Origin of the sequence: Sphingomonas sp. TZW2008 (assembly GCF_002117915.1) — a bacterium.
GTDB lineage: Bacteria > Pseudomonadota > Alphaproteobacteria > Sphingomonadales > Sphingomonadaceae > Sphingomonas.
Genome location: NZ_BDJB01000005.1, coordinates 78,601 through 99,958 on the forward strand (window position 1 = coordinate 78,601; position 21,358 = coordinate 99,958).

At 67.3% G+C, this 21,358-nt stretch carries 21 protein-coding genes, 1 tRNA gene and 1 other RNA gene; 12 read left to right on the top strand and 11 right to left on the bottom strand.

The genetic code is table 11. From position 1 onward, the window contains the following. Positions 1–89: 89 nt before the first annotated feature. Together B7L05_RS06230 and B7L05_RS06235 are read left to right on the top strand one after the other, a co-directional pair. Positions 90–1,055: a threonine/serine dehydratase gene (locus tag B7L05_RS06230; RefSeq protein WP_179187138.1), complete on the top strand. Its 966-nt coding sequence runs from the start codon at positions 90–92 to the stop codon at positions 1,053–1,055. Positions 1,056–1,064: 9 nt separating this feature from the next. Then, entirely contained in the window at positions 1,065–1,244 is a 180-nt protein-coding gene (locus tag B7L05_RS06235) for a hypothetical protein (RefSeq protein WP_085809444.1), read from the top strand. A 13-nt stretch (positions 1,245–1,257) separates the two neighbouring features. Here B7L05_RS06235 and B7L05_RS06240 read toward each other — a convergent pair whose 3' ends face one another. Further along, a complete protein-coding gene (locus B7L05_RS06240) occupies positions 1,258–1,914 on the bottom strand; it encodes an alpha/beta hydrolase (RefSeq protein WP_085809445.1) in 657 nt (218 codons plus the stop codon). Between the two features lie 86 nt (positions 1,915–2,000). Here B7L05_RS06240 and B7L05_RS06245 point away from each other — a divergent pair, with 86 nt between their 5' ends. The 7 genes from B7L05_RS06245 to B7L05_RS06275 all read left to right on the top strand — a co-directional run bounded on the left by B7L05_RS06245 (position 2,001) and on the right by B7L05_RS06275 (position 7,168). Next, positions 2,001–3,074 carry a cysteine desulfurase family protein gene (locus B7L05_RS06245; RefSeq protein ID WP_085809446.1) on the top strand — a complete coding sequence of 358 codons (1,074 nt, stop codon included), beginning with the start codon at positions 2,001–2,003 and terminating at the stop codon, positions 3,072–3,074. Further along, positions 3,071–4,153, top strand: a complete 1,083-nt coding sequence (locus tag B7L05_RS06250) for a cysteine desulfurase family protein (protein WP_085809447.1) — start codon at positions 3,071–3,073, stop codon at positions 4,151–4,153. The genes B7L05_RS06245 and B7L05_RS06250 overlap by 4 nt, the downstream gene beginning before the upstream one ends. After that, entirely contained in the window at positions 4,150–4,455 is a 306-nt protein-coding gene (locus tag B7L05_RS06255) for a 2Fe-2S iron-sulfur cluster-binding protein (RefSeq protein ID WP_085809448.1), read from the top strand. The genes B7L05_RS06250 and B7L05_RS06255 overlap by 4 nt, the downstream gene beginning before the upstream one ends. Before the next feature lie 70 nt (positions 4,456–4,525). Next, a complete protein-coding gene (locus B7L05_RS17385; protein WP_179187139.1) occupies positions 4,526–4,843 on the top strand; it encodes a hypothetical protein in 318 nt (105 codons plus the stop codon). Between the two features lie 48 nt (positions 4,844–4,891). Next, positions 4,892–4,989, top strand: an RNA gene (gene ffs, locus B7L05_RS06265) — signal recognition particle sRNA small type. A gap of 191 nt (positions 4,990–5,180) precedes the next feature. Continuing rightward, positions 5,181–6,836, top strand: coding sequence for a DNA polymerase III subunit gamma/tau (locus B7L05_RS06270; protein WP_085809449.1), 1,656 nt, complete (start codon positions 5,181–5,183; stop codon positions 6,834–6,836). Further along, complete coding sequence (locus B7L05_RS06275) at positions 6,833–7,168, top strand: YbaB/EbfC family nucleoid-associated protein (RefSeq protein WP_085809450.1); 336 nt, start codon at positions 6,833–6,835, stop codon at positions 7,166–7,168. The genes B7L05_RS06270 and B7L05_RS06275 overlap by 4 nt, the downstream gene beginning before the upstream one ends. 33 nt (positions 7,169–7,201) lie before the next feature. On the opposite strand, the gene mtgA is transcribed toward B7L05_RS06275, so the two are convergent. The 5 genes from mtgA to B7L05_RS06300 form a co-directional block, all read right to left on the bottom strand. After that, a complete protein-coding gene (mtgA, locus tag B7L05_RS06280) occupies positions 7,202–7,852 on the bottom strand; it encodes a monofunctional biosynthetic peptidoglycan transglycosylase (protein ID WP_256926637.1) in 651 nt (216 codons plus the stop codon). An 81-nt stretch (positions 7,853–7,933) separates the two neighbouring features. Next, complete coding sequence (locus B7L05_RS06285) at positions 7,934–9,232, bottom strand: glycosyltransferase family 4 protein (RefSeq protein WP_085809452.1); 1,299 nt, start codon at positions 9,230–9,232, stop codon at positions 7,934–7,936. Beyond that, positions 9,225–11,207 carry a hypothetical protein gene (locus B7L05_RS06290; RefSeq protein WP_085809453.1) on the bottom strand — a complete coding sequence of 661 codons (1,983 nt, stop codon included), beginning with the start codon at positions 11,205–11,207 and terminating at the stop codon, positions 9,225–9,227. Before B7L05_RS06290 ends, B7L05_RS06285 begins: the two co-directional genes overlap by 8 nt. Positions 11,208–11,316: 109 nt before the next feature. After that, a tRNA-Pro gene (locus B7L05_RS06295) sits at positions 11,317–11,393 on the bottom strand. 91 nt (positions 11,394–11,484) lie between these two features. Next, positions 11,485–12,786, bottom strand: a complete 1,302-nt coding sequence (locus B7L05_RS06300; RefSeq protein ID WP_085809454.1) for an FAD-dependent oxidoreductase — start codon at positions 12,784–12,786, stop codon at positions 11,485–11,487. Between B7L05_RS06300 and pnuC the strand changes: the two genes are divergently transcribed. The 3 genes from pnuC (at position 12,785) to lepA (ending at position 15,851) form a co-directional block, all read left to right on the top strand. Beyond that, the gene (pnuC, locus tag B7L05_RS06305; RefSeq protein WP_307718259.1) at positions 12,785–13,423 is read left to right on the top strand and encodes a nicotinamide riboside transporter PnuC; all 639 of its coding nucleotides are present in this window, start codon (positions 12,785–12,787) and stop codon (positions 13,421–13,423) included. The genes B7L05_RS06300 and pnuC overlap by 2 nt on opposite strands. Beyond that, positions 13,420–13,938, top strand: a complete 519-nt coding sequence (locus B7L05_RS06310) for an AAA family ATPase (RefSeq protein WP_085809456.1) — start codon at positions 13,420–13,422, stop codon at positions 13,936–13,938. Before pnuC ends, B7L05_RS06310 begins: the two co-directional genes overlap by 4 nt. Before the next feature lie 116 nt (positions 13,939–14,054). Further along, positions 14,055–15,851 (top strand): translation elongation factor 4, encoded by a 1,797-nt coding sequence (gene lepA, locus B7L05_RS06315; protein WP_085809801.1) that lies wholly within the window; start codon positions 14,055–14,057, stop codon positions 15,849–15,851. A gap of 105 nt (positions 15,852–15,956) precedes the next feature. Here the strand turns inward: lepA and B7L05_RS06320 are convergent, their stop codons facing one another. The 5 genes from B7L05_RS06320 to B7L05_RS06340 form a co-directional block, all read right to left on the bottom strand. Beyond that, on the bottom strand, positions 15,957–17,606 hold the full coding sequence (locus tag B7L05_RS06320) for a M28 family peptidase (RefSeq protein ID WP_085809457.1): 1,650 nt from the start codon (positions 17,604–17,606) through the stop codon (positions 15,957–15,959). Between the two features lie 2 nt (positions 17,607–17,608). Then, positions 17,609–18,388, bottom strand: coding sequence for an NYN domain-containing protein (locus B7L05_RS06325; protein WP_085809458.1), 780 nt, complete (start codon positions 18,386–18,388; stop codon positions 17,609–17,611). A gap of 65 nt (positions 18,389–18,453) precedes the next feature. Further along, the gene (locus B7L05_RS06330; protein WP_085809459.1) at positions 18,454–18,693 is read right to left on the bottom strand and encodes a hypothetical protein; all 240 of its coding nucleotides are present in this window, start codon (positions 18,691–18,693) and stop codon (positions 18,454–18,456) included. Positions 18,694–18,751: 58 nt separating this feature from the next. Then, positions 18,752–19,234, bottom strand: a complete 483-nt coding sequence (gene greB, locus B7L05_RS06335; RefSeq protein ID WP_085809460.1) for a transcription elongation factor GreB — start codon at positions 19,232–19,234, stop codon at positions 18,752–18,754. Positions 19,235–19,323: 89 nt separating this feature from the next. Continuing rightward, positions 19,324–21,348 (bottom strand): lytic transglycosylase domain-containing protein, encoded by a 2,025-nt coding sequence (locus B7L05_RS06340; RefSeq protein WP_085809461.1) that lies wholly within the window; start codon positions 21,346–21,348, stop codon positions 19,324–19,326. Positions 21,349–21,358 lie beyond the last annotated feature (10 nt).

Sequence of the window (21,358 nt, forward strand, 5' to 3'; positions counted from 1 at the left end):
TCCCATGGGGCAGCGGAGGCGCGAGTTAGGGTCCGCCGGGGAGCATGTAAAGGGTTTTTGATACCGCGCTCTTGGCGCTAGGATGAGATGTGACGATTATACGACAGCCGACCCGCGCTGGGGTGCGCGACGCCGCCGCCAAGGTAGCGGCGACCCTGCCGCCAACGCCGCTTTTCACCGCCGAGATCCACGGCAAAACCGTAGCGTTGAAGGCGGAATCGCTGCAGCCGATCGGCGCGTTCAAGATCCGCGGCGCGTGGCATCGGCTGACGGCGCTCGACGAGGCGACGCGGCGGCGCGGCGTGGTCGCTTTTTCGAGCGGCAACCATGCGCAGGGCGTCGCCTGGGCGGCGCGGCGGCTCGGCATGGCGGCGACGATCGTCATGCCGGCCGATGCGCCGCGCGCGAAGGTCGAAGGCACGTTGGCGCTTGGCGCCGAAGTCGTCAGCTACGACCGCGAACGCGAGTCGCGCGAACTGATTGCAGCGCGGCTCGCGGAAGCGCGTGGTGCGACACTGGTGCCGAGTTTCGACGATCCGTGGATCATTGAGGGGCAGGGATCGACCGGAATCGAGGCCACCACGCAGATGCAGGAGGCTGGTTTGGGCCAACCGACGCGGGTGATCGTGCCGTGCGGCGGGGGCGGGCTCGCGGCAGGGATCGCGCTCGCGCTACCCGACGCCGCGATCACGGTCGTCGAGCCTGAGGGCTGGGACGACATGCGCCGCAGCCTAGAGGCGAGCTGGATCGAGCCGGTGGGCGACTCGCCGCCGCCGACCGCGTGCGACGCGCTGCAGACCAAGATCGTGTCGCCGCTGACGTTCGACGTTCTCTCGCGGCGCGATGCGACGGGGGTGACTGTCAGCGAGAAGCAGATCGCCGCAGCGCAGCGCTGGGCGGCGGAGACGCTGCGGCTGGTGGTGGAGCCGGGGGGCGCGGTGGCGCTGGCCGCGGTGCTGTCGGGCGCGGCCCCGGTCACCGACGGGACGCTCATCATTTTGTCCGGCGGAAACGTCGACATCGCCGCCTATGCGCGCGCGCTCGCGGCACGCTAGGGCGCAGGCATGAATGACGCTTACACCGGCATCGCCGCCGCCGCCCCCGCGATCGCGATGATCGCTGCCTTCGCCTGTGCGATCGGCGGTGGCTGGATGATCGCGTCGCGGCGCGATGCGCGGAAGGGCTGGCTGCTGATCGTGATGGCGACGGTGCTCGTCGGCAACGTCGCCATCTGGAACCTGTGAACCGGCGTTCGCGTCAGCGGATCGGCGAGTTCGGGTCGAGCCGCATGTCGAGGTAATTGTCGACCGACTTCATCAGGTCGTCCATCTCGTGCTCGAAGAAATGGTTCGCGCGCGGGATCGTGTCGTGATGGATCGTGATGTGCTTCTGCGTGCGCAGCTTGTCGACGAGCTTCTGTGTCGCAGGCGGCGTCGCCACCTCGTCCTCGGCGCCCTGGATGATGATGCCCGACGACGGGCAGGGCGCGAGGAAGGTGAAGTCGTAGAGGTTGGCGGGCGGCGCGACCGAGATGAAGCCGCGGATCTCGGGGCGGCGCATCAGCAGCTGCATACCGATCCACGCGCCGAAGCTGAAGCCCGCAATCCAAGTCGTCGATGCTTCGGGGTGGAAGCTCTGCACCCAGTCGAGCGCACTCGCCGCGTCGGAAAGTTCGCCGACGCCGTTGTCGAACGTGCCTTGGCTCTTGCCCACGCCGCGAAAGTTGAAGCGCAAGGTGGCGAAGCCGCGGCGCTGGAAGGTCTTGTAGAGCGCCTGAACGATATGATTGTTCATCGTGCCGCCCGCCGTCGGGTGCGGATGAAGGATCATCGCGACCGGCGCGCGCGGCTTCGGGGCGGGGGCGAAACGCCCTTCGAGACGGCCTTCGGGGCCGGGAAAGATCACTTCGGGCATCGATACTCTTGTCGTTTTGCGCACGCCGGATGTGGCGCGGGAACTGCGGGACTATATAGGACGGGCTTTCGTTTAGGGAACGACTTTTGCCCGACCGGCTCTATCTCGACCATGCCGCGACCACGCCGATGACCGCCGCGGCACGTGCCGCGATGGCGCATGGCATCGATCTGTGGGCGAACCCGTCGTCGCCGCATCAGGAGGGCCGCGCAGCGCGCGCGGCGCTCGAGCAGGCGCGAGGGGCGATCGGCAGGGCCTATGGCTGGGAACGCGAGGTACTGCTGACGAGCGGGGCGAGCGAATCGCTGGCGATCGCGCTTGGGCGTGCGATCGTGACGCGGCAGCTGGTGTCGGCAGTCGAGCACGATGCTGCGATCCGAGCCGCGAGCGACGCGGCGGCGACGGTGCCCGTCGGGGCGGACGGAATCGTTGATTGCGCGGCGCTAGAAGCGGCGCTCACCGCGGAGGCCGGCGCGCGCGCGCTCGTGTGCGTGCAATGGTGCAACAGCGAGACCGGGGTGCGTCAGCCGATCGCCGCGATCGCCCGCATTGTTCACGCGGCAGGCGGCCTGTTGCTGGTCGACGCAGCGCAGATGCCCTCGTCGGCGGAACTGGCGGACCATGCCGATTTTGTCGCGCTCTCAGCCCACAAGCGCGGCGGGCCGCCGGGGATCGGGGCGTTGCTGGTGCGCGATCTGGCGACGCTTCGCCCGACCGGTGGGCAGGAACGCGGCTATCGGCCGGGTACCGAGAACCTGCCCGCCACGCTCGGCTATGCCGCGGCGCTTGCCGAGCCCGAGCCTGATCATGTCGGCTTGCGCGCGCGCCTTGACGACGCGATCCGGCGGTCGGGCGGCTACGTCGTCGCCGAGGTGTCGCCGCGCCATCCGGCGATCGCCAGCTACCGACTGCCGGGCACGCCGGCGAGCGCGCAGCTCATCCGGCTCGACCTTGCAGGTATCGCAGTCTCTGCCGGCAGCGCGTGCGCGAGCGGGAGTCTGAAGCCGAGCCACGTGCTGCGCGCGATGGGCTGGGACGAGGAAGCGACGCGCGCGGTGATCCGGGTGAGCTTCGGCCGCACGACGAGCGCCGCCGACGTCGATCGCTTTATCGTCGCCTGGCGCGACTTGGCGCGCGCCGTCCGATCGCTCGCCGCATGATCTACCTCGATTACCAGGCAACGACCCCGCTCGCGCCCGAGGTGTTCGACGCGATGGTGCCGTGGCTGCGTGACCAGTTCGCCAATCCACACTCGCCGAGCCGCATCGGCCGCGCCGCAAAAGCCGCGATCGAGGTGGCGCGCGACCAGGTAGCGGCGCTGCTTCCGCCCGGGGGACGCGTCGTCTTCACCAGCGGTGCGACCGAGGCGCTCAACTGGGCGATCAAGGGCACGCGCGGGTCGATCGTGTCGATCGCGAGCGAACATGCCGCGGTGATCGACACGCTGCGTGCCGAGAGCGCCGCCGGGCGCGAGGTGACGGTGCTGCCGGTGCGGCCCGACGGTCGGCTTGACTTGTGGGTAGCGCGACGCGTGCTGGGGCAGGGGGCGGGCCTGCTCGTCGCGATGCTCGTCAACAACGAGATCGGAGTGACGCAGCCGATCCGCGAGCTCGCCAGCCGCGCGCGGTCGGTCGGCGCGCTAGTGCTGTGCGATGCCGTCCAAGGGTTCGGCCGTGTGCCGATCCCCGAGCAATGCGACCTGATCGCGGTATCCGCACACAAGATCCACGGCCCCAAGGGGATCGGCGCGCTGTGGATCCGCGACGGCGTGACGCTCGAGCCGCTGCTGCACGGCGGCGACCAGGAGGACGGGCGGTCGGGCACGCTGAGCCCGGCGCTGTGCGTCGGCTTCGGCGTCGCCGCGCGACTGATGGCCGAGCGGCAAGATGCGGATCGGGCGCACGTGGCGCGGCTGTGGAATATCGCGACCGAGCGGCTGCCCGGCTGGACGCTCAACGGATCGGCCGAGCACCGCTACCACGGGAACGTCAACGTGCGACGCGCGCGGCTCGACGTGAACCGGCTGATGAGCGAGTGCCGCGACATCGCCTTCTCGGCCGGATCGGCCTGCGCGAGCGGATCAGGGCGGCCGAGCCATGTTTTAAAGGCAATCGGGCTGCTCGATGCCGAGGCCCGCGCCTCGATCCGGCTCGGGTTCGGCCGCTACACGGGCGAGGCGGAGTTGCGCGCCGGGCTCGACCAGATTGTCGCTGCGGCCGATCGGCAGGTCGTTCGATGAGGATCGTCTTTCGACAAGCGGACGGCGACGAGATCGTCGCCGATGGTGCGCCGGGCGAGCGCTTGCTGCACGTCGGCCAACGCCATGGGCTGCCGCTGGAGGGTACGTGCGAGGGCGAGCTCGCCTGCGCCACTTGCCACGTCATCGTCGATGCCGACGACTTCGCGCGGCTACCGCCGGCGCGCGAGGAGGAGGAAGACATGCTCGACCTGGCCTACGGGGCAACGCGCACCAGCCGCCTGTCGTGCCAGATCGTCCTCGACGAGACGCTTGCCGGGCTGCGCGTCACGGTGCCGCGCTGAAGGCACAGCCGGCGTTCATCTTGCGCTCCTTACCCCTTCGTCTTGTGCGAACGTGTGAAGGAGTAACGAGATGAAGCTGATCGCTCTCACCGCCGCTGGCCTGCTCGCTGCCAGCGCGCTGACCCCCGTTCCCGCCGATGCGCAGCGCCGCGGCTGGCATGACGATCGTGACTGGCGTGGCGATCGTGACTGGCGCGGCGACCGCAGGTGGCGCGGCGATCGGCGCTGGCGCGGGGATCGCCGCTGGGGCCGCGGCCCAAACCGCCACTGGCGCGGTGATCGCGGCTACGGCTACGGCTATCGCTACCGGCCGCGCTCGCGCGTCGTGTGCCGCGTCGTGCGCGGCTATTACGGGCCGGTACGGCGCTGCTTCACCATCCGCCGATAGGCGCACCGAGCCCTCTTGAACCCCGCCTCGCGCTCGGCCATATGGCCGCGCGGGAGTCGGGCGGACGTGGTCGTCGCCAACCTGGTCAGATCCGGAAGGAAGCAGCCACAACGATTTCGCCGCGGGTCGTTCCGGCTCCCACCGCGCCTCCTTTCCGATATCGATAGATTTGTGAGCGCACGCGCGACGGCGGTCGGTTATGGTCGCTTAACCGTCATCGCAGGCGTCGGGCGCGCGATACGGCTTCCGCGAAATCGCCCACTGACTCTGCGCGGTCCTGCGCCTATGTTGGCACGGTGCGTTACCGTTCCCTCCTAGTCACTCCGTCGATCCGGGTATGACCGATACTCTCCTCGGCCTCGACGAACCCGTGCAACCGGCGCGTGGCGGCGAGGCGTATCGCGTGCTCGCGCGCAAATACCGGCCGCAGACGTTCCAGGCGCTGATCGGCCAGGAGGCGATGGTCCGCACGCTGGAGAATGCGATCAAGCGCGACCGTATTGCACACGCCTTCCTGCTGACGGGTGTGCGCGGCGTCGGCAAGACGTCGACCGCGCGGCTGATCGCCAAGGCGCTGAATTGCATCGGGCCGGACGGGCAGGGCGGGCCGACGATCGATCCTTGCGGCGTCTGCGAACCGTGCCGCGCGATCGCCGAGGGCCGGCACATCGACGTGATCGAGATGGACGCCGCGAGCCACACCGGCATCGACGACATCCGCGAGATCATCGAGGCGTCGCGCTACGCCGCGGTCTCCGCGCGCTACAAGGTCTATATCATCGACGAAGTTCACATGCTGTCGAAGGCGGCGTTCAACGGCCTGCTGAAGACGCTTGAGGAGCCGCCGGGACACGTGAAGTTTCTGTTCGCGACCACCGAAGTGAGCAAGGTTCCCGTGACGGTGCTGTCGCGCTGCCAGCGCTTCGACCTGCGGCGCATTCCGGCCGAGAAGCTGGCCGAGCATTTCGCCGCCGTCAGCGTGAAGGAGAACGCCTCGGCCGAACCCGAGGCGCTGGCGCTGATCGCACGCGCTGCCGAGGGATCGGCGCGCGATGGATTGTCGATCCTCGATCAGGCGATCGCGCATGCCGATCTCGAGGGCGGCGGCGTCACCGCGGCGGCAGTGCGCGAGATGCTCGGGCTGTCCGATCGCGGCGCGGTGCGTGATCTGCTCGGCCTGCTGCTCGCCGGCGATGGGCCGGGAGCGCTCGCCGCAATGCGGCGGCAGTATGACTTCGGTGTCGACCCGCAAGGCGTGCTGCGCGCCTTGCTGGAGGCGGTGCACGGCGTGACGCTGGTCAAGGTCGGGACGGCAGACGATCCGGCGCAGCCCGCCGAAGAGCGCGCCGCGTTCCACGAATGGGCCGGCAAGCTCTCCTTTCCGCTGCTGCACCGCCTGTGGCAGCTGCTGCTGAAGGGGCACGACGAGGTCGCACGGGCCGCGCTGCCGATCGAGACGGCGGAGATGGCGCTGCTGCGCGTCGTTCACGCGCGCAGCCTGCCCGATCCGGCTGAGTTGATGCGCGCGCCGCCCGAGGCGGGGGCGCCCACGCCGGCGCCAGCAGCCGCACCATCTCCAGCGTCCCCGGCGCCGTCTCGCGAAGCGGTTTCGGCGCAGGATGCGCTGCCCGCGAGCTTCGCTGCGGTGGTGGAGCGGCTGGAGGCCGAGGGGCATCACCTGCTTGCGGTGCGGTTGGCGCATGGCGCGCGCGTCGTACGCTATGCGCCGCCCGAGATCGTCTTCAGCGGATCGCGCCCGATTGCCGCGGATACGCTGAACGATGCGACGGTCGCGCTGCGCGCCGTTACGGGCACGGCCTGGAAGCTGTCGATGATCGACGCCCCGGGCGAGCAGACGTTGAAAGAAATCGCCGATCAGGCGGCGGAAGCGGAGCGCCAGGCTATCCTGGCATCGCCGCTGGTCAAGGCGGCGATCGATGCCTTTCCCGATGCCGAACTGATCGACTGGCCACAGAAAAGGAACAACGCGTGAAGGATATCAACGAACTGCTCGCGGCCGCGCAGAGTGCGGCGGAGAACGTGCAGAAGCAGATGGATCAGGCGCAGGCGACGCTCGGTCAGATCGAGGTCGAAGGCGCGGCCGGTGGCGGCCTCGTCAAGATCAAAGCGACGGCGAAGGGGCGTATCCTGTCGGTGGCGATCGACGACTCCCTGATCGTCCCGGCCGAGAAGCAGATGCTCGAGGATCTTGTCGCGGCGGCATTCAACGACGCGCGGGCGAAGGCCGACGCCGTCTCCTCGCAGGAGATGGCGAAGATGACCAGCGGACTGCCGCTGCCGCCGGGCTTCAAGCTGCCGTTCTGATCGACCGCGGCAAACGGGCTCGGCGGCCTGCGGTCACCGCAGGCAGGCGTCGAGCCCCTCGCGCCTAACGGTGCCGACGTAGCGCGCGAGCGTGTTGCCATGGCGGCGGACGAAGCCGTGCGGCGCGATCGCCGCGCGCTTCTTGGGCAGCGGCAGGACCGCGGCGATACGCGCCGCCTCGGTCGCGGTCAGCCGGTCGGCCGAATGGTTGAAATAACGGATCGCCCCCGCCTCGACGCCATAGGTGCCGATCCCGGTCTCGGCGACATTAAGATAGACTTCCATGATCCGCCGCTTGCCCCAGATCGCCTCGATCAGGAACGTGAACCAGGCTTCGAACGCCTTGCGTACGTAGCCGCCGCCTTGAAACAGGAAGACGTTCTTCGCCGTCTGCTGGCTGATCGTCGAGCCGCCGCGGATGCGCCCGCCCTTGGCGTTGCGATAGGCAGCGCCGGCGATCGCGCGGAAATCGAAGCCGTTGTGGCTGCAGAAGCGCGCATCTTCGCCGGCAATGGCAGCGCGCGGCATATCGGCATCGATCTCGTCGAGCGGACGCCACTCCTTGGTGATCGAATGGCCGGACAGCAAGTCGCCCAGCATCGTGAAGGTGAAGGGCGGCGGCACGAAGCGCAGCGCCACGACCCACAGCAGCGATAGCGCCACGAAGATGATGACGACCTTCAAGCCGACACGAAGGAAACGCTTGCCGAAGCCGTGCCTGCTATGCCCAGGACGACGAGTACCTGCAGGAACCCTGGCCACCGGTTAAAGCCGATCAATGGCAGTTGCAGAGTGCGTGACTGCGTCCGTCGGCAATACGCCCTCAAAGATCGATGCGTAGCGAGCCGCCATCTGCGTAGGCGATAGAACGGGCGGGATACCGCCTTGCAACCGCTCGTAAAGGTTGGGATCGGCTGCCTCGGCAATACGATCCGCGAGATCGGCGGGATTACCGCGGATGAAGTGAAGCCCATTGACCTGATCGCCGACCTTCTCGGCCATCCCCCCGATATTGGTACACAGGACCGGGCGCCGTGCCTGAAATGCTTCCTGAATCACGACCGGCGAGTTCTCCCACCAAGTACTGGGAAAGACAACATAGTCACAGGCGGCCATCAACTCGGCCACGCTGCTATTATCGTACGCGCCGGCGTAACGCAGAAAAGGATAACGCTCGCACGCGGTATGGAAGCGTTCAATGAAGGCGGACGATTGGCCGACCATGTTACCGTGGATGACGATGCGGATAGTATCGGAGAGCGCTTCGTCGCGCACGATGATCGGACAAGCATCGAGTAGGACGTCCACGCCCTTGAACGGGTTGATCTGGCCGAAATAGCCGAAGGTCCAGAGCCGCCGTCGCGCGTTTGATCTCGCAATCTGCGGGCGGCTCTGCTCGACGCCGTTTTCGACGACGTGCATCCGCTCAGCAGGCAATCCATTGCGAACCATCGTGTCGGCCAGGAAGCGGCTGGGCGAAACGAAGGCCGCTACCGGCGCCAAGGCATCAGCGAAATACTGCTGGCGCACCGCGAATTGCTGACGGCTTTGCTCCGGATAGCAGGCGCGGCAGCCGGCAGGCGTGGGGCCGTCACACAATGCATTGCTCTGCCGCTTCACCAATTGCCCGTGGTTGTGGCAGATCGCGAGGAACTCGTGGATGGTGAAGACCACCGGTATCCCAGCTTCCGCGACGTCGCGAAAGATTCCGCCGCCGACATTGAGAAAGTGATGCGCGTTGAGCAGCGAAACTCGTTCACGCTGCAGCAGTGCGACGAGCGAGCGCCGAACGTCGATCGAGGAGAGATGGTAGAAGTGATCGTATAGCGCCCCGCGATAGGGCAGCGCGAATTCCTGCGGGTCGAGATCGATCCGGCCCAGCGCTTCTTCCTCGCACGCGCTGATCAGAATCGCGTCGATGCCGATCGACCGCAAACCGCGGAATAGCGTTCGCGCGGCAATTTCGGCGCCACCCTTTGTCAGCGACGGATGCGTATGACTGAAGATCGCCACGCGGCGACCGACGGCGGAAGCGATCGCCGGCGAGGATAGTGCGTCAGACATGAGCGAACCCCAGCGCCCGATCGATCCGTGCCGCGAGCGGTGAGACAGGCGGGCGGCCAAGCGATACCGCCGCCCCCCTAATAATGGGATGGGTGTCGGCTCGTATCAGCGGGGTTCGGGAGAACGCGCCTGCAGTCAATGAAGGATTGGCGGCAATCTCCGCCTGCCATGCAGCAAGCGCGGCAACGACGGCGTCCGCAGAGATCGTAGGCGCCGCTGTCGTGTCGGCCGGATCGTCGACCGCCAGCAGCGATATATCACTAGCCGGCGTGCCGGCTATCGACCAGCCCCGTTCGGTCAAGCGTACGTGCCCGGCGATGAACGCAAAGGTCGTGGCGCCGAGTGCCGTCGCGATGGGGTCGACAGCGTCGGATGTCGGACGGCTTTGCCCCGAAAAATAGAGGCTGCAGGGAAGGCCGCTGTGTCGTTGGAGTTCGGTGAACGACGAGAGCAGCAGCGACCGTTCGATATCGGCGCCGGCGACGAGAACGATACCCGTCGTACTTGCCACACGTCGTGCGTTGCGGACGATATCGTCGACGAGAAGCAGATAGTCGGATCTGGAAGACGGCACGACGAAGATCATCGCGTGCTCGACCGGCTCGACGGCGTGGGATCGCAGATCTAGTGCACGGGTACGATACGTCGTCGCTGCGTGGCGGGCGAAGCTCGCGAAAAACCGTTCTGCCTCGATCGCTGGATAGTAGCGTTCGACGGTCTCAATCGGCGCGGTGCGCCCGATCACGCGGACGGCTGTCGGAGCGATGGCGGCGGCGGTGCTCTTGCCGTCATTCCACGTTGTTTTGACGATCATCTCGTCGATCGACGCATCATCGAATGTGCCGCGAAACAGCGCAATGAAACCGGCCGGCGCGAGCGCCTGATCGACGTGTCGATACATCGCGTCGAGATCGGGGCGCCGGTAGCGAACGATGCTGCTCTCTTCCGCACGCGCGATCGTCGTTCCAGCCTTCAGCATGAAGCCATGCGCCGCCTTGCGCGGGCTGAGCGCCCAGCCGTTCACGAAGACACCGAAACCGGGCAAGACAGCGGCTTCATCGATCTGGACGCGCTCCGCACTGGCGCGCTCCTGATCGACAGACCAGCCGCCGTCGAAATGAAAAAGGGCGTGAAGATGCGCGCGGTGCGGCCCGGTGCTCTGATCGACGACGTCGCGCACGACCGGGGCGATCGTCGCCCGCGGCATTAGCCGAACCGGATCGAGCGATTGGAGGATACGTGCGCTGCCGTCCGCCATGAACATGCGGAACGGGGGCCCGGGGCGCGGACGCCACGCCGAATGGACGACGCCGGCGAACGCGAGGCAACCGACCGGCAGATCGTCACGCGGCGCGAGCGCGTAGGCAAAACTGCCAGCGTATTCCCCATCGTCGAGAATGACGATCGGGCGATCGGCGACGCCATCGTCGACCATCCAACCCGTCACCCAGATCAGCCCCGATTCATCGACACAAATCGCTTCGATGAAACCAGTCGCGTGCTGCGTCGCCCATTGCTTCGCAAGTTGGCGCGCACCTTCGGCCTCGCCGATCTGCTGTGACAGTCGTTCGAATAGCGCGTCGACGGTGGCGGGGCGACTTGTGGCGGCGTTGCGACGGACGGCCTCAAGTGACCGCGGCGGCGCGAACGACTGCAGAGTGATGGCCGGGTCTCGAACCCGTACGGACAGCTCGCCCTCGGCACCGCTAGCTGCAATATCCACGATCTGATCACAGACTGATGGATCGAAGCAGAAACCAGGCCGCGATACGATCCCGCGGTCGCGTGCAACGTCCGGTCGGTCGATGCCGCTGGTGGTGACCGCGATAATCTCACCGCCAGCCCACAGTTCCACGTCTAAGGCGCGCGATGGATCGTCCTGATCGAGCACCCAGCCTTCGGTGCCGAAAATCTCACCTAGCTTTTCGACATGGCCGACGATGGTGCCGTGCGACAATGACATATCGGCAACCATGAACGCGCTTATCCCGATGTACGAGACGACAGTAAACAGACACCATGTGAGCGATTGTCAACGCTGGTGGACGCGCCATCCGGTGCAGCTACAAAAGAAGAAGAGTAAGTGGTCGGGGAAAGAGGATTCGAACCTCCGGCCCCCACGTCCCGAACGTGGTGCTCTACCAGGCTGAGCTATCCCCCGACCAGGGGGCCAACCGGCGCTTCGGCCGGCGGCAGGTCGCGGTGTATAGCAGCCAAAATCGCCGCCGCAAGGGTGGATTCGCTCGGCGATCTCAGCCCGTTCGCGCGGCCAGCATTGCGTCGATCGCCGTGAATTTCTCACGCGGCGAGCCATCGCGCGCGGCGGCAATCTCGGCCTCCTCAATGCGCTTCCAGTCGCGGAAGGTGACGACGTCAGTACCGCGCGCCGCGAACAAGGCGTCGAGGCCGTCGCGACCCGCCTTGCCGCTGTCGTCCGCCGTCTCGCCGGCGATGCGCTCGGCGATCATGAACCCGTCGGGCCGGTTGGTTCCAATCGTGCCCGTGGGCCCGCGGCGCGCCCACCCCACGGCGTACAGGCCGTCGTCGATGCGCCCGTCGACATTGGCGAAGCGGCCGAGCTTCTGATCGTAGGGCACGCCGTCGATTGGCGGGGTACGATAGCCGATGCAGCTGACGACGAGATCGGCGGGAATAGTGTAGAGGTCGCCGCTGCCGATGGCACGCCCCTCCGTATCGAGCATCGTCCGCTCGATCGTCAGCCGTTCGACGCGGCCGTCGCCCTCGATCGTCGTCGGCATGGCAAAGAAATCGAACGTGATCGTGACCGGCTTATCGCGCTCGCCCGCAGCCGCGAAGCTACGCAGGTGCGCGACCGATTTGCGCATTCCGGGGTCGAGCTTCTCGTCTGCCTCGACGGGTGGCAGGTCCGCCGGGTCGACGCGCGGCAGGGCGCGGCCGAGATGCGCGAGCTCGCCGAGCTCCTTGGGCGTCATCGCAATTTCGTGCGGGCCGCGACGTGCGAGGATCGTGACCGAGATGATCCGATGCGTCCCGAGCGCGTCGAGCGCATGGCCGACGATGTCCGAGCCGGCGAACTCGCCTTGCGTCTTGGCGAGGATGCGTGCGACGTCGAGTGCCACGTTGCCCGCGCCGACCACCACCGCGTGCGGGCCGGCAAGCGGCGGGTCGAGATCGGCGAAGTCGGGGTGGCCGTTGTACCAGCCGACGAACGCGGCGGAGCCGATCACGCCGGGCAGGTCGTCTCCGGGGATGCCGAGCGGGCGGTCGGCCGGCGCGCCCGTCGCCAGGACGACCGCGTCGTAGAACCCGCGCAGCTCGTCGATCGTCACGTCGACGCCGACGGTGACGTTGCCGACGAAACGCACGTTGTCGCTGAGCGCAGTCGCCTCGTAGCGGCGCGAGACCGCCTTGATCGACTGGTGATCGGGCGCGACGCCGGTGCGGATCAGGCCATAGGGCACGGGCAGCCGATCGATGATGTCGACGCGGACAGCGTCGCCGAACTGCTTCTGGCACGCCTCGGCGGTGTAATAGCCTGCCGGGCCCGAGCCGATGATGGCGACGTGACGCATGTTCGCTCTCCCTCCCGTCACGCTAGCGGGTTGGCGCGCGGGGGCAAGCGCGGTTATCCGCCCCGGCATGTCGCACCTCGAATGGCTTGCCACCCTGCTGGGAATCGCGTGCGTTTGGCTGGCGGCGCGGCGGCATATCTGGACGTTTCCGACCGGAATCGCGTCGGTAACGCTGCTCGGCATCGTCGTCTTCGAGGCGCGGCTCTACAGCGACGCGCTGCTTCAGGCGTTCTTCGTCGCCGCCAATCTCTATGGCTGGCGCGAGTGGTTGCGCGCGCGAGGTGCCGCCGGCGAGGTTCGCGTCGAGATGCTGAGCGGGCGGTGGCGCGCCTTGGTGACGATCGCAATCATCGTGGCGACGCTCGGCTGGGGCGCGGCGATGCGGTTCCTCACCGACGCGTCGTTTCCGTGGTGGGACGCGGCGATCGCGGCGGCGAGCGTCGCTGCGCAGCTGCTGATGGCGCGGCGGCGGCTCGAGAACTGGCACCTGTGGATTGCGGTGGACCTGGCCTCGATCCCGCTCTACCTCGCCAAGGGATTGTACCTGTTTGCGGGACTTTATCTGATCTACCTTGCGCTCGCGATCATCGGCCTCGTGCAGTGGCGCCGCGCGCTGCACGCGGAGCATCTGGTTTGACGCTGCGGTCGGTCTGCCTGCACGGCCCCGAATCGACCGGCAAGTCGACGCTGGCGCCGCGGCTCGCGCGGCATTTCGATACCGAATGCATCGCCGAGTTCGGCCGTACCTATTGCGAGCGCTACGGCACCGATCTGTCGATGGCCGATCTGGTGATGATCGGGCACGCGCACGATCTGAAGATCCGCGCTGCGCTGGCCAAGGCGGTGCCGCCGCTGATCCTCGATACCGATCCGCTGATGACCGCGGTGTGGGCGGACATGATGTTCGGCCGGCGCGATCCATGGTTCGATCGCTGGACGAACACCGCCGACCTCTATCTCCTATTCGACATCGATCTGCCATGGGAAGCGGACGGCACGCGGATGTTCGGCAGCCCGGCCGCTCGCCATCGCTTCTTCGATCTGTGCCGCCGCGAGCTCGACCGCCGCCAGGTCCGCTGGGTGACGATCAGCGGGCAGGGATCGCAGCGCTATTTCGCCGCGGTGGATGCGATCCGATCGCATATGGCGTGATCGGCCGACTACGCATGGTAGGCTCCGCCTGAACAGCTTCGCGCTGCGCCATCCTTTGGCATCGGCCGCATCCGGTGCTAACGGCCGCGACAATCCCCTTTTGCTGGCAGAATTTCGTGGCGACCGAGCTTTCCAAGATCCGTAACTTCAGCATCATCGCGCACATCGATCACGGCAAGTCGACGCTCGCCGACCGGCTGATCCAGCGTACCGGCGGCCTGTCCGAACGCGAGATGAGCGCGCAGGTGCTCGACAACATGGAGATCGAGAAGGAACGCGGGATCACCATCAAGGCGCAGACGGTGCGCCTCGAATGGAAGGGCCACGTTCTCAACCTGATGGACACGCCGGGGCACGTCGACTTTGCCTATGAGGTGAGCCGCAGCCTCGCCGCGTGCGAGGGCGCGCTGCTGGTCGTCGACGCGGCCCAGGGCGTGGAGGCGCAGACGCTCGCCAACGTCTACCAGTCGATCGAGCACGATCACGAGATCGTTCCGGTCATCAACAAAATCGATCTTCCCGCCGCCGAGCCCGAAAAGGTACGTGCCGAGATCGAGGACGTGATCGGGCTGGACGCGAGCGGCGCTGTGCTGGCGAGCGCCAAGTCCGGCATCGGCATCGACGAGATCCTCGACGCCGTCGTCGAGCGTATCCCGGCGCCAAGGGGCGATCCCAACGCGCCGCTGAAAGCGATGCTGGTCGACAGTTGGTACGATCCGTACCTCGGCGTCGTCATCCTGGTGCGCGTCGTCGACGGCATGCTGAAGAAGGGCCAGCAGGTGACCTTCATGCAGGCGGGCACGCAGCATCTGGTCGATCGCGTCGGCTGTTTCCGCCCCAAGATCGAGCAGCTGGCGGACCTCGGCCCCGGCGAGATCGGCTTCATCACCGCGCAGATCAAGGACGTGGCGCAGGCGCGCGTCGGCGACACGCTGACGGACACCAAGAAGCCCGCCGCGGAAGCGCTGCCGGGGTTCAAGGAGGTGCAGCCGGTAGTGTTTTGCGGGCTGTTCCCGGCCGACGCGAACGATTTCGAGAAGCTGCGCGAATCGATCAGCAAGCTCCGGCTCAACGATGCGTCGTTCAGCTTCGAGATGGAGACCAGCGCGGCACTGGGCTTCGGCTTCCGCTGCGGCTTCCTGGGGCTGCTCCACCTCGAGATCATCCAGGAGCGGCTGACGCGCGAATATGATCTCGACCTCATCACCACCGCGCCGAGCGTGGTGTACGAGATCGAGCTGACGCACGGCGGCGGGCAGATCGAGCTGCACAATCCCGCCGACATGCCCGATCCGAACAAGATCGAGCTAATCAGCGAGCCGTGGATCGAGGCAACGATCTACGTTCCCGACGAATATCTCGGCTCGATCCTGAAGCTCTGCCAAGACCGCCGCGGCATCCAGAAGAACCTCACCTATGTCGGCGGGCGCGCGCAGGCGACGTACGAATTGCCCCTCAACGAAGTTGTGTTCGACTTCTACGACCGGCTGAAGAGCATCAGCCGCGGCTATGCCAGCTTCGACTATCACCAGATCGGCTATCGCGAGGGCGACCTCGTCAAGATGAGCATCCTCGTCAACAACGAGCCGGTCGATGCGCTGTCGATGATCGTCCACCGCGGCACGGCGGAGACGCGCGGACGGGGCATGTGCGAGCGGCTGAAGGACCTGATCCCGCGCCACCTGTTCAAGATTCCGATCCAGGCGGCGATCGGCGGCAAGGTGATCGCGCGCGAGACGATCGCGGCGATGCGCAAGGATGTGACGGCGAAATGCTACGGCGGCGACGCGAGCCGCAAGCGCAAGCTGCTCGACAAGCAGAAGGAAGGCAAGAAGCGGATGCGCGAGTACGGCTCGGTCAGCATCCCGCAGGAAGCCTTCATCGCCGCGCTTCGCATGGGTGACGACGCGTAAGCCAAAGCGCGTTGTTGAGGCGAGCGTTGGTCTCCGGGCTCAAGGTTATCTGCCGGATCGTGAGCCTGCCCGGTGCCGCCAACGCGGGGCGCCGGGCGGAGCGGATCAGCGCCGCTCGGCGGCCGTCTTCTGTCGAACCGACACGAATTCCGACGTTGGACGCCACGTGGGCCATGTGCCCGCCTTGGCCAGCCGCGCGCCCATTGCGTGGAACAGATCGACGTCCTCAGCCGCGCCGGTGAAGTTCCAGCTCGGCGCCCAGACGTCGCACGTCTTGTGGTAGCAGGCCATGTAGCCGTCGAGCCACTGCTGGCCGGCGGGGCGGCCGCCGACGCGCATGTCGCTCGCTCCCCCCAATGCCATCAGCTGGAGCGAGGGCACGCCGCGGCGGACGACCGAGAAATGGTCCGCGCGGTAGAACAGGCCGCGCTCGCTGGCGGTCTCTGGGGTCACCGTCCGTCCCTGCGCCCGCGCCGCCTCGGTGAGCAGGTCCTCGAGCGAGGACTGGCCCGCGCCGACGAGGATCACGTCCTTCGCGCGGCCCGCCGTTTGCAGGCTATCGAGCGTGAGGTTCGCGGCGGTGGTGGCGAGCGGCGTGACGGGATGCGCGGCATACCATTCGGAGCCGAGCAAACCGCGCTCCTCCGCAGTCCACAGCGCGAAGACGAGCGTGCGATCGGGGGCGGGGCCGGACTTGAACAGGCGCGCGAGTTCAAGCACGCCGGCGACACCGAGCGCGTCGTCGTTCGCGCCGGGGCGGATCGTCTTGCCGGCGGCGTCGGCCGGGCCCTCGCCATAGGCGTCCCAATGCGCGGCGAACTGCACCGTTTCCTGCGGCCGGGCGCGGCCGGTGATCTTGGCGAGGACGTTGGCGCTCTCGATCCGCTCGACGGTGACGGGCAGACGCGCCGAGAAGCGGGCCTTCATCGCGACCGGCTGAAACGACGCGCTGCGTGCCTTTGCGCGCAGATCGGCGAGGTCGAGCTTCTCGGCGGCGAACAGGCGGGCGGCGGCGTCAGCCGAGAGCCAGCCCTGCAGTGCAATGCGCGGATCGTCCGCGCCGCGGACGATGTCGTAATTTTCACCGTTCGAGGCGTTGGCGGTCGACCAAGGGTAGCCGGCACCGGCGGTATCGTGGATGATCAGCGCGCCGATCGCACCGCGTCGCGCGGCTTCCTCGTATTTGTACGTCCAGCGGCCGTAATAGGTCATGCGCTTGTCGCCGAAGCGGCCCTTGGCATCGTCACCCGCGACAGCTTCGAAATCGGGATCGTTGACCAGGAAGACTGCGACCTTGCCCTTCAGGTCCTGCCCCTTGAAATCGTCCCACTTCGCTTCGGGTGCGCTGACGCCGTAGCCGACGAAGACGAGCGGCGCGTCGGCGATCGCGACGGCGGGATCGGGGCGCACGGTGGTGAGCGCGACGTCGGTGCCCTGCGCGAGCTTGAGCGCGCCGGCCGATACCGGCCCGTCGCCGAGGCGCGTGTGGATCAGCGGCACCGCCTGCGTCCACGCGCCGTTCGGGCCAGCAGGTTCGAGGCCGAGCGCCTTGAACTGCGCGATCGACCAGGCGATCGTCTTCTTTTCACCCTCAGTGCCCGGCGCGCGTCCGCCGAACTCATCCGACGCTAGCGTCTTCACCATCTCCGACAGGCGGGCGGGATCGGTTTTCTGCGCGGTGGGGGCGGCGCGCTGCGCGGTAGCGGGAACCGCCAGCACCGCCGCCAGTGCCGCGGACACGAGAAAGCGGGTCATGATTAGTCCTTCCACCGAACGAATACCTGATTGTCGCGCCGGTCGATGTCGATCGAGGGGATCGCGTCGACGAGGTCGGAGAGACGCTTGTAGCCGTAGTTGCGCACGTCGAAGCTCGAACGGTTTGCCGCGCGCTGGCCGAGCGCGGAGAGGCCGACGAAGCCCTTCGCGTCGGGCTTCAGCGATTCGTACGCGTCGAACAGCAATTGCAGCAGTTCCGGGTCGTCGACGGTACCTGCGAGTGACTTTGCCGCGGCGGGCGGTGCTGCGCCAATCGATGGCGGAACCGATTGATCGATCGGCACGTCGACCTTCTTGACGCGCTTCGGCTTGCTCGTTTCGAGCAGCGCGTTGACGTCGATGAAGCGGGTGCACGCAGTGCGGAAGCCCTCGGGCGTATTGCCGTTGCCGAAACCGTAGACGGGCAGGCCGTCCTGCCGGATGCGCGTCGCCAGCGGCATGAAATCGCTGTCGGATGACATGATGCCGAAGCCTTGGACGCGCCCGCGGAACAGCAGGTCCATCGCGTCGATCGTCATCTTCATGTCGGTGGCGTTCTTGCCCTTGGTGAGATCGAACTGCTGCTGCGGTTCGATCCCGTGCTTCACCGTCATGTCTTGCCAGCCCTTGAGACCCGGCTTGGTCCAGTTGCCGTAGACGCGGCGCACGTTGACGCTGCCGAGCTCGGCAAGGACGGTGAGCACGGGATCGATGGCATGCCAGCTGGCATTGTCGGCATCGATCAGCAGCGCGATGTTGCGGGTGGGGAAGTCGTCGCTCATCCGCGCCGCATCGGCGCTGGATGTGCTGCCGTCAATCAGTCCGCGGCCAATCGCGCCCGCGCCGATCAGTCGTTGCCGCGGCGATCGCTGCGATACGCTTGGCCGGCATCGATGTCGTCCTGTTTGGTGGCGCGCGTCGTACCGTCCGGATCGTCGACTTGCTTGAGATCAGCGGCAGAGCCGATGTCGCGCCCGAGCGCGCCGCCGCTGGTACCGGTATCGGCGGCGCCGGTGGGGATCATGCCTTCGATGACATCCTTGTCGTCGTGATCGCGCGCGCTTTCGGTGCGGGGATTTTCGTCCATTACCTCAACTCCTTGTACGGGAAACCAAAGAACGGGCGGGCGGCGCGTCGGGTTGCGTTCAGGAAGTGGGATAGCTGACGGAGATCACCTCATATTCGCGCTCGCCAGCGGGAAGCGCGACGCGGCGAAGGTCGCCAATCGCGGCGCCGCGCAGCGCGCGCGCGAGCGGCGCGTTCCAGCCAATGCGCCCGGTGCCCGCATCGGCTTCGTCGTCGCCGACGAGCGTCAGCGTGCGATGCTGGTCGTCCTCATCGGCGATCGTCACCGTCGCGCCGAAATAGACGCGCGAGCGGTCGGGCGCCTGCGCGGGATCGACGACCTTCGCCGCCTTCATCCGGCGCGACAAGAAGCCGAGCCTGCGGTCGATCTCGCGCAGGCGCTTGCGGCCGTAGATATAGTCGCCGTTCTCCGACCGATCGCCGTTGCCGGCCGCCCAGGCGATCGTTTCGACGAGCGCCGGGCGCTCGGTGGCGAAGAGGTGGTCATATTCCTGGCGCAGCGCGGCATAGCCGGCGGGCGTGATGTAGTTCGGGCGATCCATCGCGTCGTTCTACGCGCTGCGTCCGCAGCCGTCATGCCGTGCGGTCGTCGCCGGGTCGCAAAGTCCCCTCGAGCCGGCTCCGCGCTGGCTTACCCCGTGCGATTGCGGCCGAGGTACCAGCTGAGGTTCGCCGGCCCGCGGCTGCGCGCGCGCGACGGGTTCATCAGATCGTAGACGACGGCATTCTCGAGCACGCGCTGAACGTAGTTGCGCGTCTCGGTGAAGGGGATCGCCTCGATCCAGTCGACCATGTCGACGCCGCCGATGCGCGGATCGCCGTTGGCGCGCAGCCACTTGTTCACGTTGCCCGGCCCGGCGTTATAGGCGGCGACGGCGAGCGGATAGCTGCCGTAGCTGTCGAACACGCGGCTGAAGTAGCTCGACCCGAGCTGCGCGTTATAACTCGTGTCCAAGATCAGCCGGCCGGTATCGTAGGGCAGGCCGATCTTGCCCGCCTGCTCGCGCGCGGTGCCGGGCATCAGCTGCATCAGCCCGCGCGCCCCGGCGGACGAAATGGCGGCGCGATCGAACTGGCTTTCCTGGCGGGCGATCGCGTGAATCATCGTCCACTGATTGTCATACCCCGATGGCACGGCGACGGTCGGAAAGGCGATCGCGCTGTAATCGGTGAGGCCATTCTGCATCGCGGCGCGACCCACCATCACCGCGAGGTCGGGGCGGCGGATCGTCCGTGACAATTCGTCGGCGAGGAAGTGGTCAGCATCGGAAGAGACCGATCCCGCAATCACCTTCACGAACGCTGACTGATCCTGATATTGCCCGATCGCGCCGAGGAACTGCGCCGCGCGGACGGTCTCGCGTGCGAAGAACGCCTGGCGCGTCGCAGGATCGATCGCGCGCGGGGCGAGCGGCGGCGGCGCCGCAAGCGGGCGACGCAGATGCTCGATCGCGAGCTGGCCGTAGAACTGATCGCGATAGCCGGCGGCGCGGTTGAAGAAGGCGTCGCGATCCGCCGCGCGCCCCGCCGCCTCGGCAGCGCGGCCGGCCCAGTAGAACCCCTTCGCGCGGGTCTGCGGCGACTGGCTCCCGCGCCCGTAGCGATCGAACATCGTCATCGCATCGGCGGGACGGTTCAGCTTGTTGAGCGCGGTCTGGCCGGCAAGCCAGACGAGGCTCGTATAATCGTCCCGCTCGCCATATGGCTTCTTCGACACGTCGGTGCCGAGCGGGTAGGCGTCGTCGACCTGACGCGCGATGTCGTAGGCGGTCTGATGCTGATTGTCCGACGCCGCGCCGCGCGCGTTGACGAGCAGCACCTCGTAGAATTCCTCGACATTGCCGGGCCTGATCATGCCGGGCGCACGGGTGCGGGCGAGCCAGCTGCGCGCGCTGGGCGAGGCGCCGCTGTTGCGCAGCCACACCGCCTTGTCGGCGACATAGCCCGCGTCACTGCTGCCGATCGCGTCGTTCGCTGCGGCAAGCGCGGAAGCGGTCTGGGCGCCGGTGCGGAACGCCAGCCGCGCCTCGAACAGCGATCGTCGTGCGGGCGAGGTGAGCGCGATCTGCCGCGCCGCGAGCCCGGTTGAGCCCTGCCACAGCAGCGCATCCATGCGCGCGTCGTGATCGTCGGGGCGCAGCGCGCCGGCGAAGCTCGTCAGCAGCGTGGATTCGTCGGTGGGCGACAGCGCGCCGCGGCGCCATGCATTGCGCGCGGCCTCATAGGCCTCGGCAGGCGCGCCGCTTGCCTGCAGCGCGCGCGCGAAGGCGACGCCGCCGGCGGCGGTCTGCGGCGGGAAGCGGCGAAAATAGGCGACGACGTTGCCGGGCGCGGCATAGCCGTTGCCCGCCTGTTTCTCGGCCGCGCGGCGGTTCGCCGCCTCGTTGGGCCAGCCAGGGTGCGCCATCAGGAAGCCGGCATAGCTGTCGAACGGCAGCGAATCGGTTTGCTGCAGCGCGCGCCACTGCGCGACGGCGGCGGCGATCGCGCCATTGTCGGTGTAGCTCGGCGTGGGCTGAACGTTCGCCGATTGCTGCCCGAGCAGGTTCGCCGCCCGCGTGCGGGCGGCCTCGTCCTGATCCTGCGCGACGAACAGCGCGCCGCCCAGCCCAAGAGCCATTCCGATGATCGCGCCCGATTTCAATCCTGTCACCATGTGGACAGAA

Excerpts from the sequence above, each read along its gene's own strand:
- B7L05_RS06235 (WP_085809444.1), top strand. The coding sequence starts at position 1,065 with ATGAATGACGCTTACACCGGCATCGCCGCCGCCGCCCCCGCGATCGCG.
- B7L05_RS06240 (WP_085809445.1), bottom strand. The coding sequence starts at position 1,914 with ATGCCCGAAGTGATCTTTCCCGGCCCCGAAGGCCGTCTCGAAGGGCGT.
- B7L05_RS06250 (WP_085809447.1), top strand. The coding sequence starts at position 3,071 with ATGATCTACCTCGATTACCAGGCAACGACCCCGCTCGCGCCCGAGGTG.
- B7L05_RS06255 (WP_085809448.1), top strand. The coding sequence starts at position 4,150 with ATGAGGATCGTCTTTCGACAAGCGGACGGCGACGAGATCGTCGCCGAT.
- B7L05_RS17385 (WP_179187139.1), top strand. The coding sequence starts at position 4,526 with ATGAAGCTGATCGCTCTCACCGCCGCTGGCCTGCTCGCTGCCAGCGCG.
- B7L05_RS06270 (WP_085809449.1), top strand. The coding sequence starts at position 5,181 with ATGACCGATACTCTCCTCGGCCTCGACGAACCCGTGCAACCGGCGCGT.
- B7L05_RS06285 (WP_085809452.1), bottom strand. The coding sequence starts at position 9,232 with ATGTCTGACGCACTATCCTCGCCGGCGATCGCTTCCGCCGTCGGTCGC.
- B7L05_RS06290 (WP_085809453.1), bottom strand. The coding sequence starts at position 11,207 with ATGGTTGCCGATATGTCATTGTCGCACGGCACCATCGTCGGCCATGTC.
- pnuC (WP_307718259.1), top strand. The coding sequence starts at position 12,785 with ATGTTCGCTCTCCCTCCCGTCACGCTAGCGGGTTGGCGCGCGGGGGCA.
- B7L05_RS06300 (WP_085809454.1), bottom strand. The coding sequence starts at position 12,786 with ATGCGTCACGTCGCCATCATCGGCTCGGGCCCGGCAGGCTATTACACC.
- B7L05_RS06320 (WP_085809457.1), bottom strand. The coding sequence starts at position 17,606 with ATGACCCGCTTTCTCGTGTCCGCGGCACTGGCGGCGGTGCTGGCGGTT.
- B7L05_RS06325 (WP_085809458.1), bottom strand. The coding sequence starts at position 18,388 with ATGAGCGACGACTTCCCCACCCGCAACATCGCGCTGCTGATCGATGCC.
- B7L05_RS06330 (WP_085809459.1), bottom strand. The coding sequence starts at position 18,693 with ATGGACGAAAATCCCCGCACCGAAAGCGCGCGCGATCACGACGACAAG.
- greB (WP_085809460.1), bottom strand. The coding sequence starts at position 19,234 with ATGGATCGCCCGAACTACATCACGCCCGCCGGCTATGCCGCGCTGCGC.
- B7L05_RS06340 (WP_085809461.1), bottom strand. The coding sequence starts at position 21,348 with ATGGTGACAGGATTGAAATCGGGCGCGATCATCGGAATGGCTCTTGGG.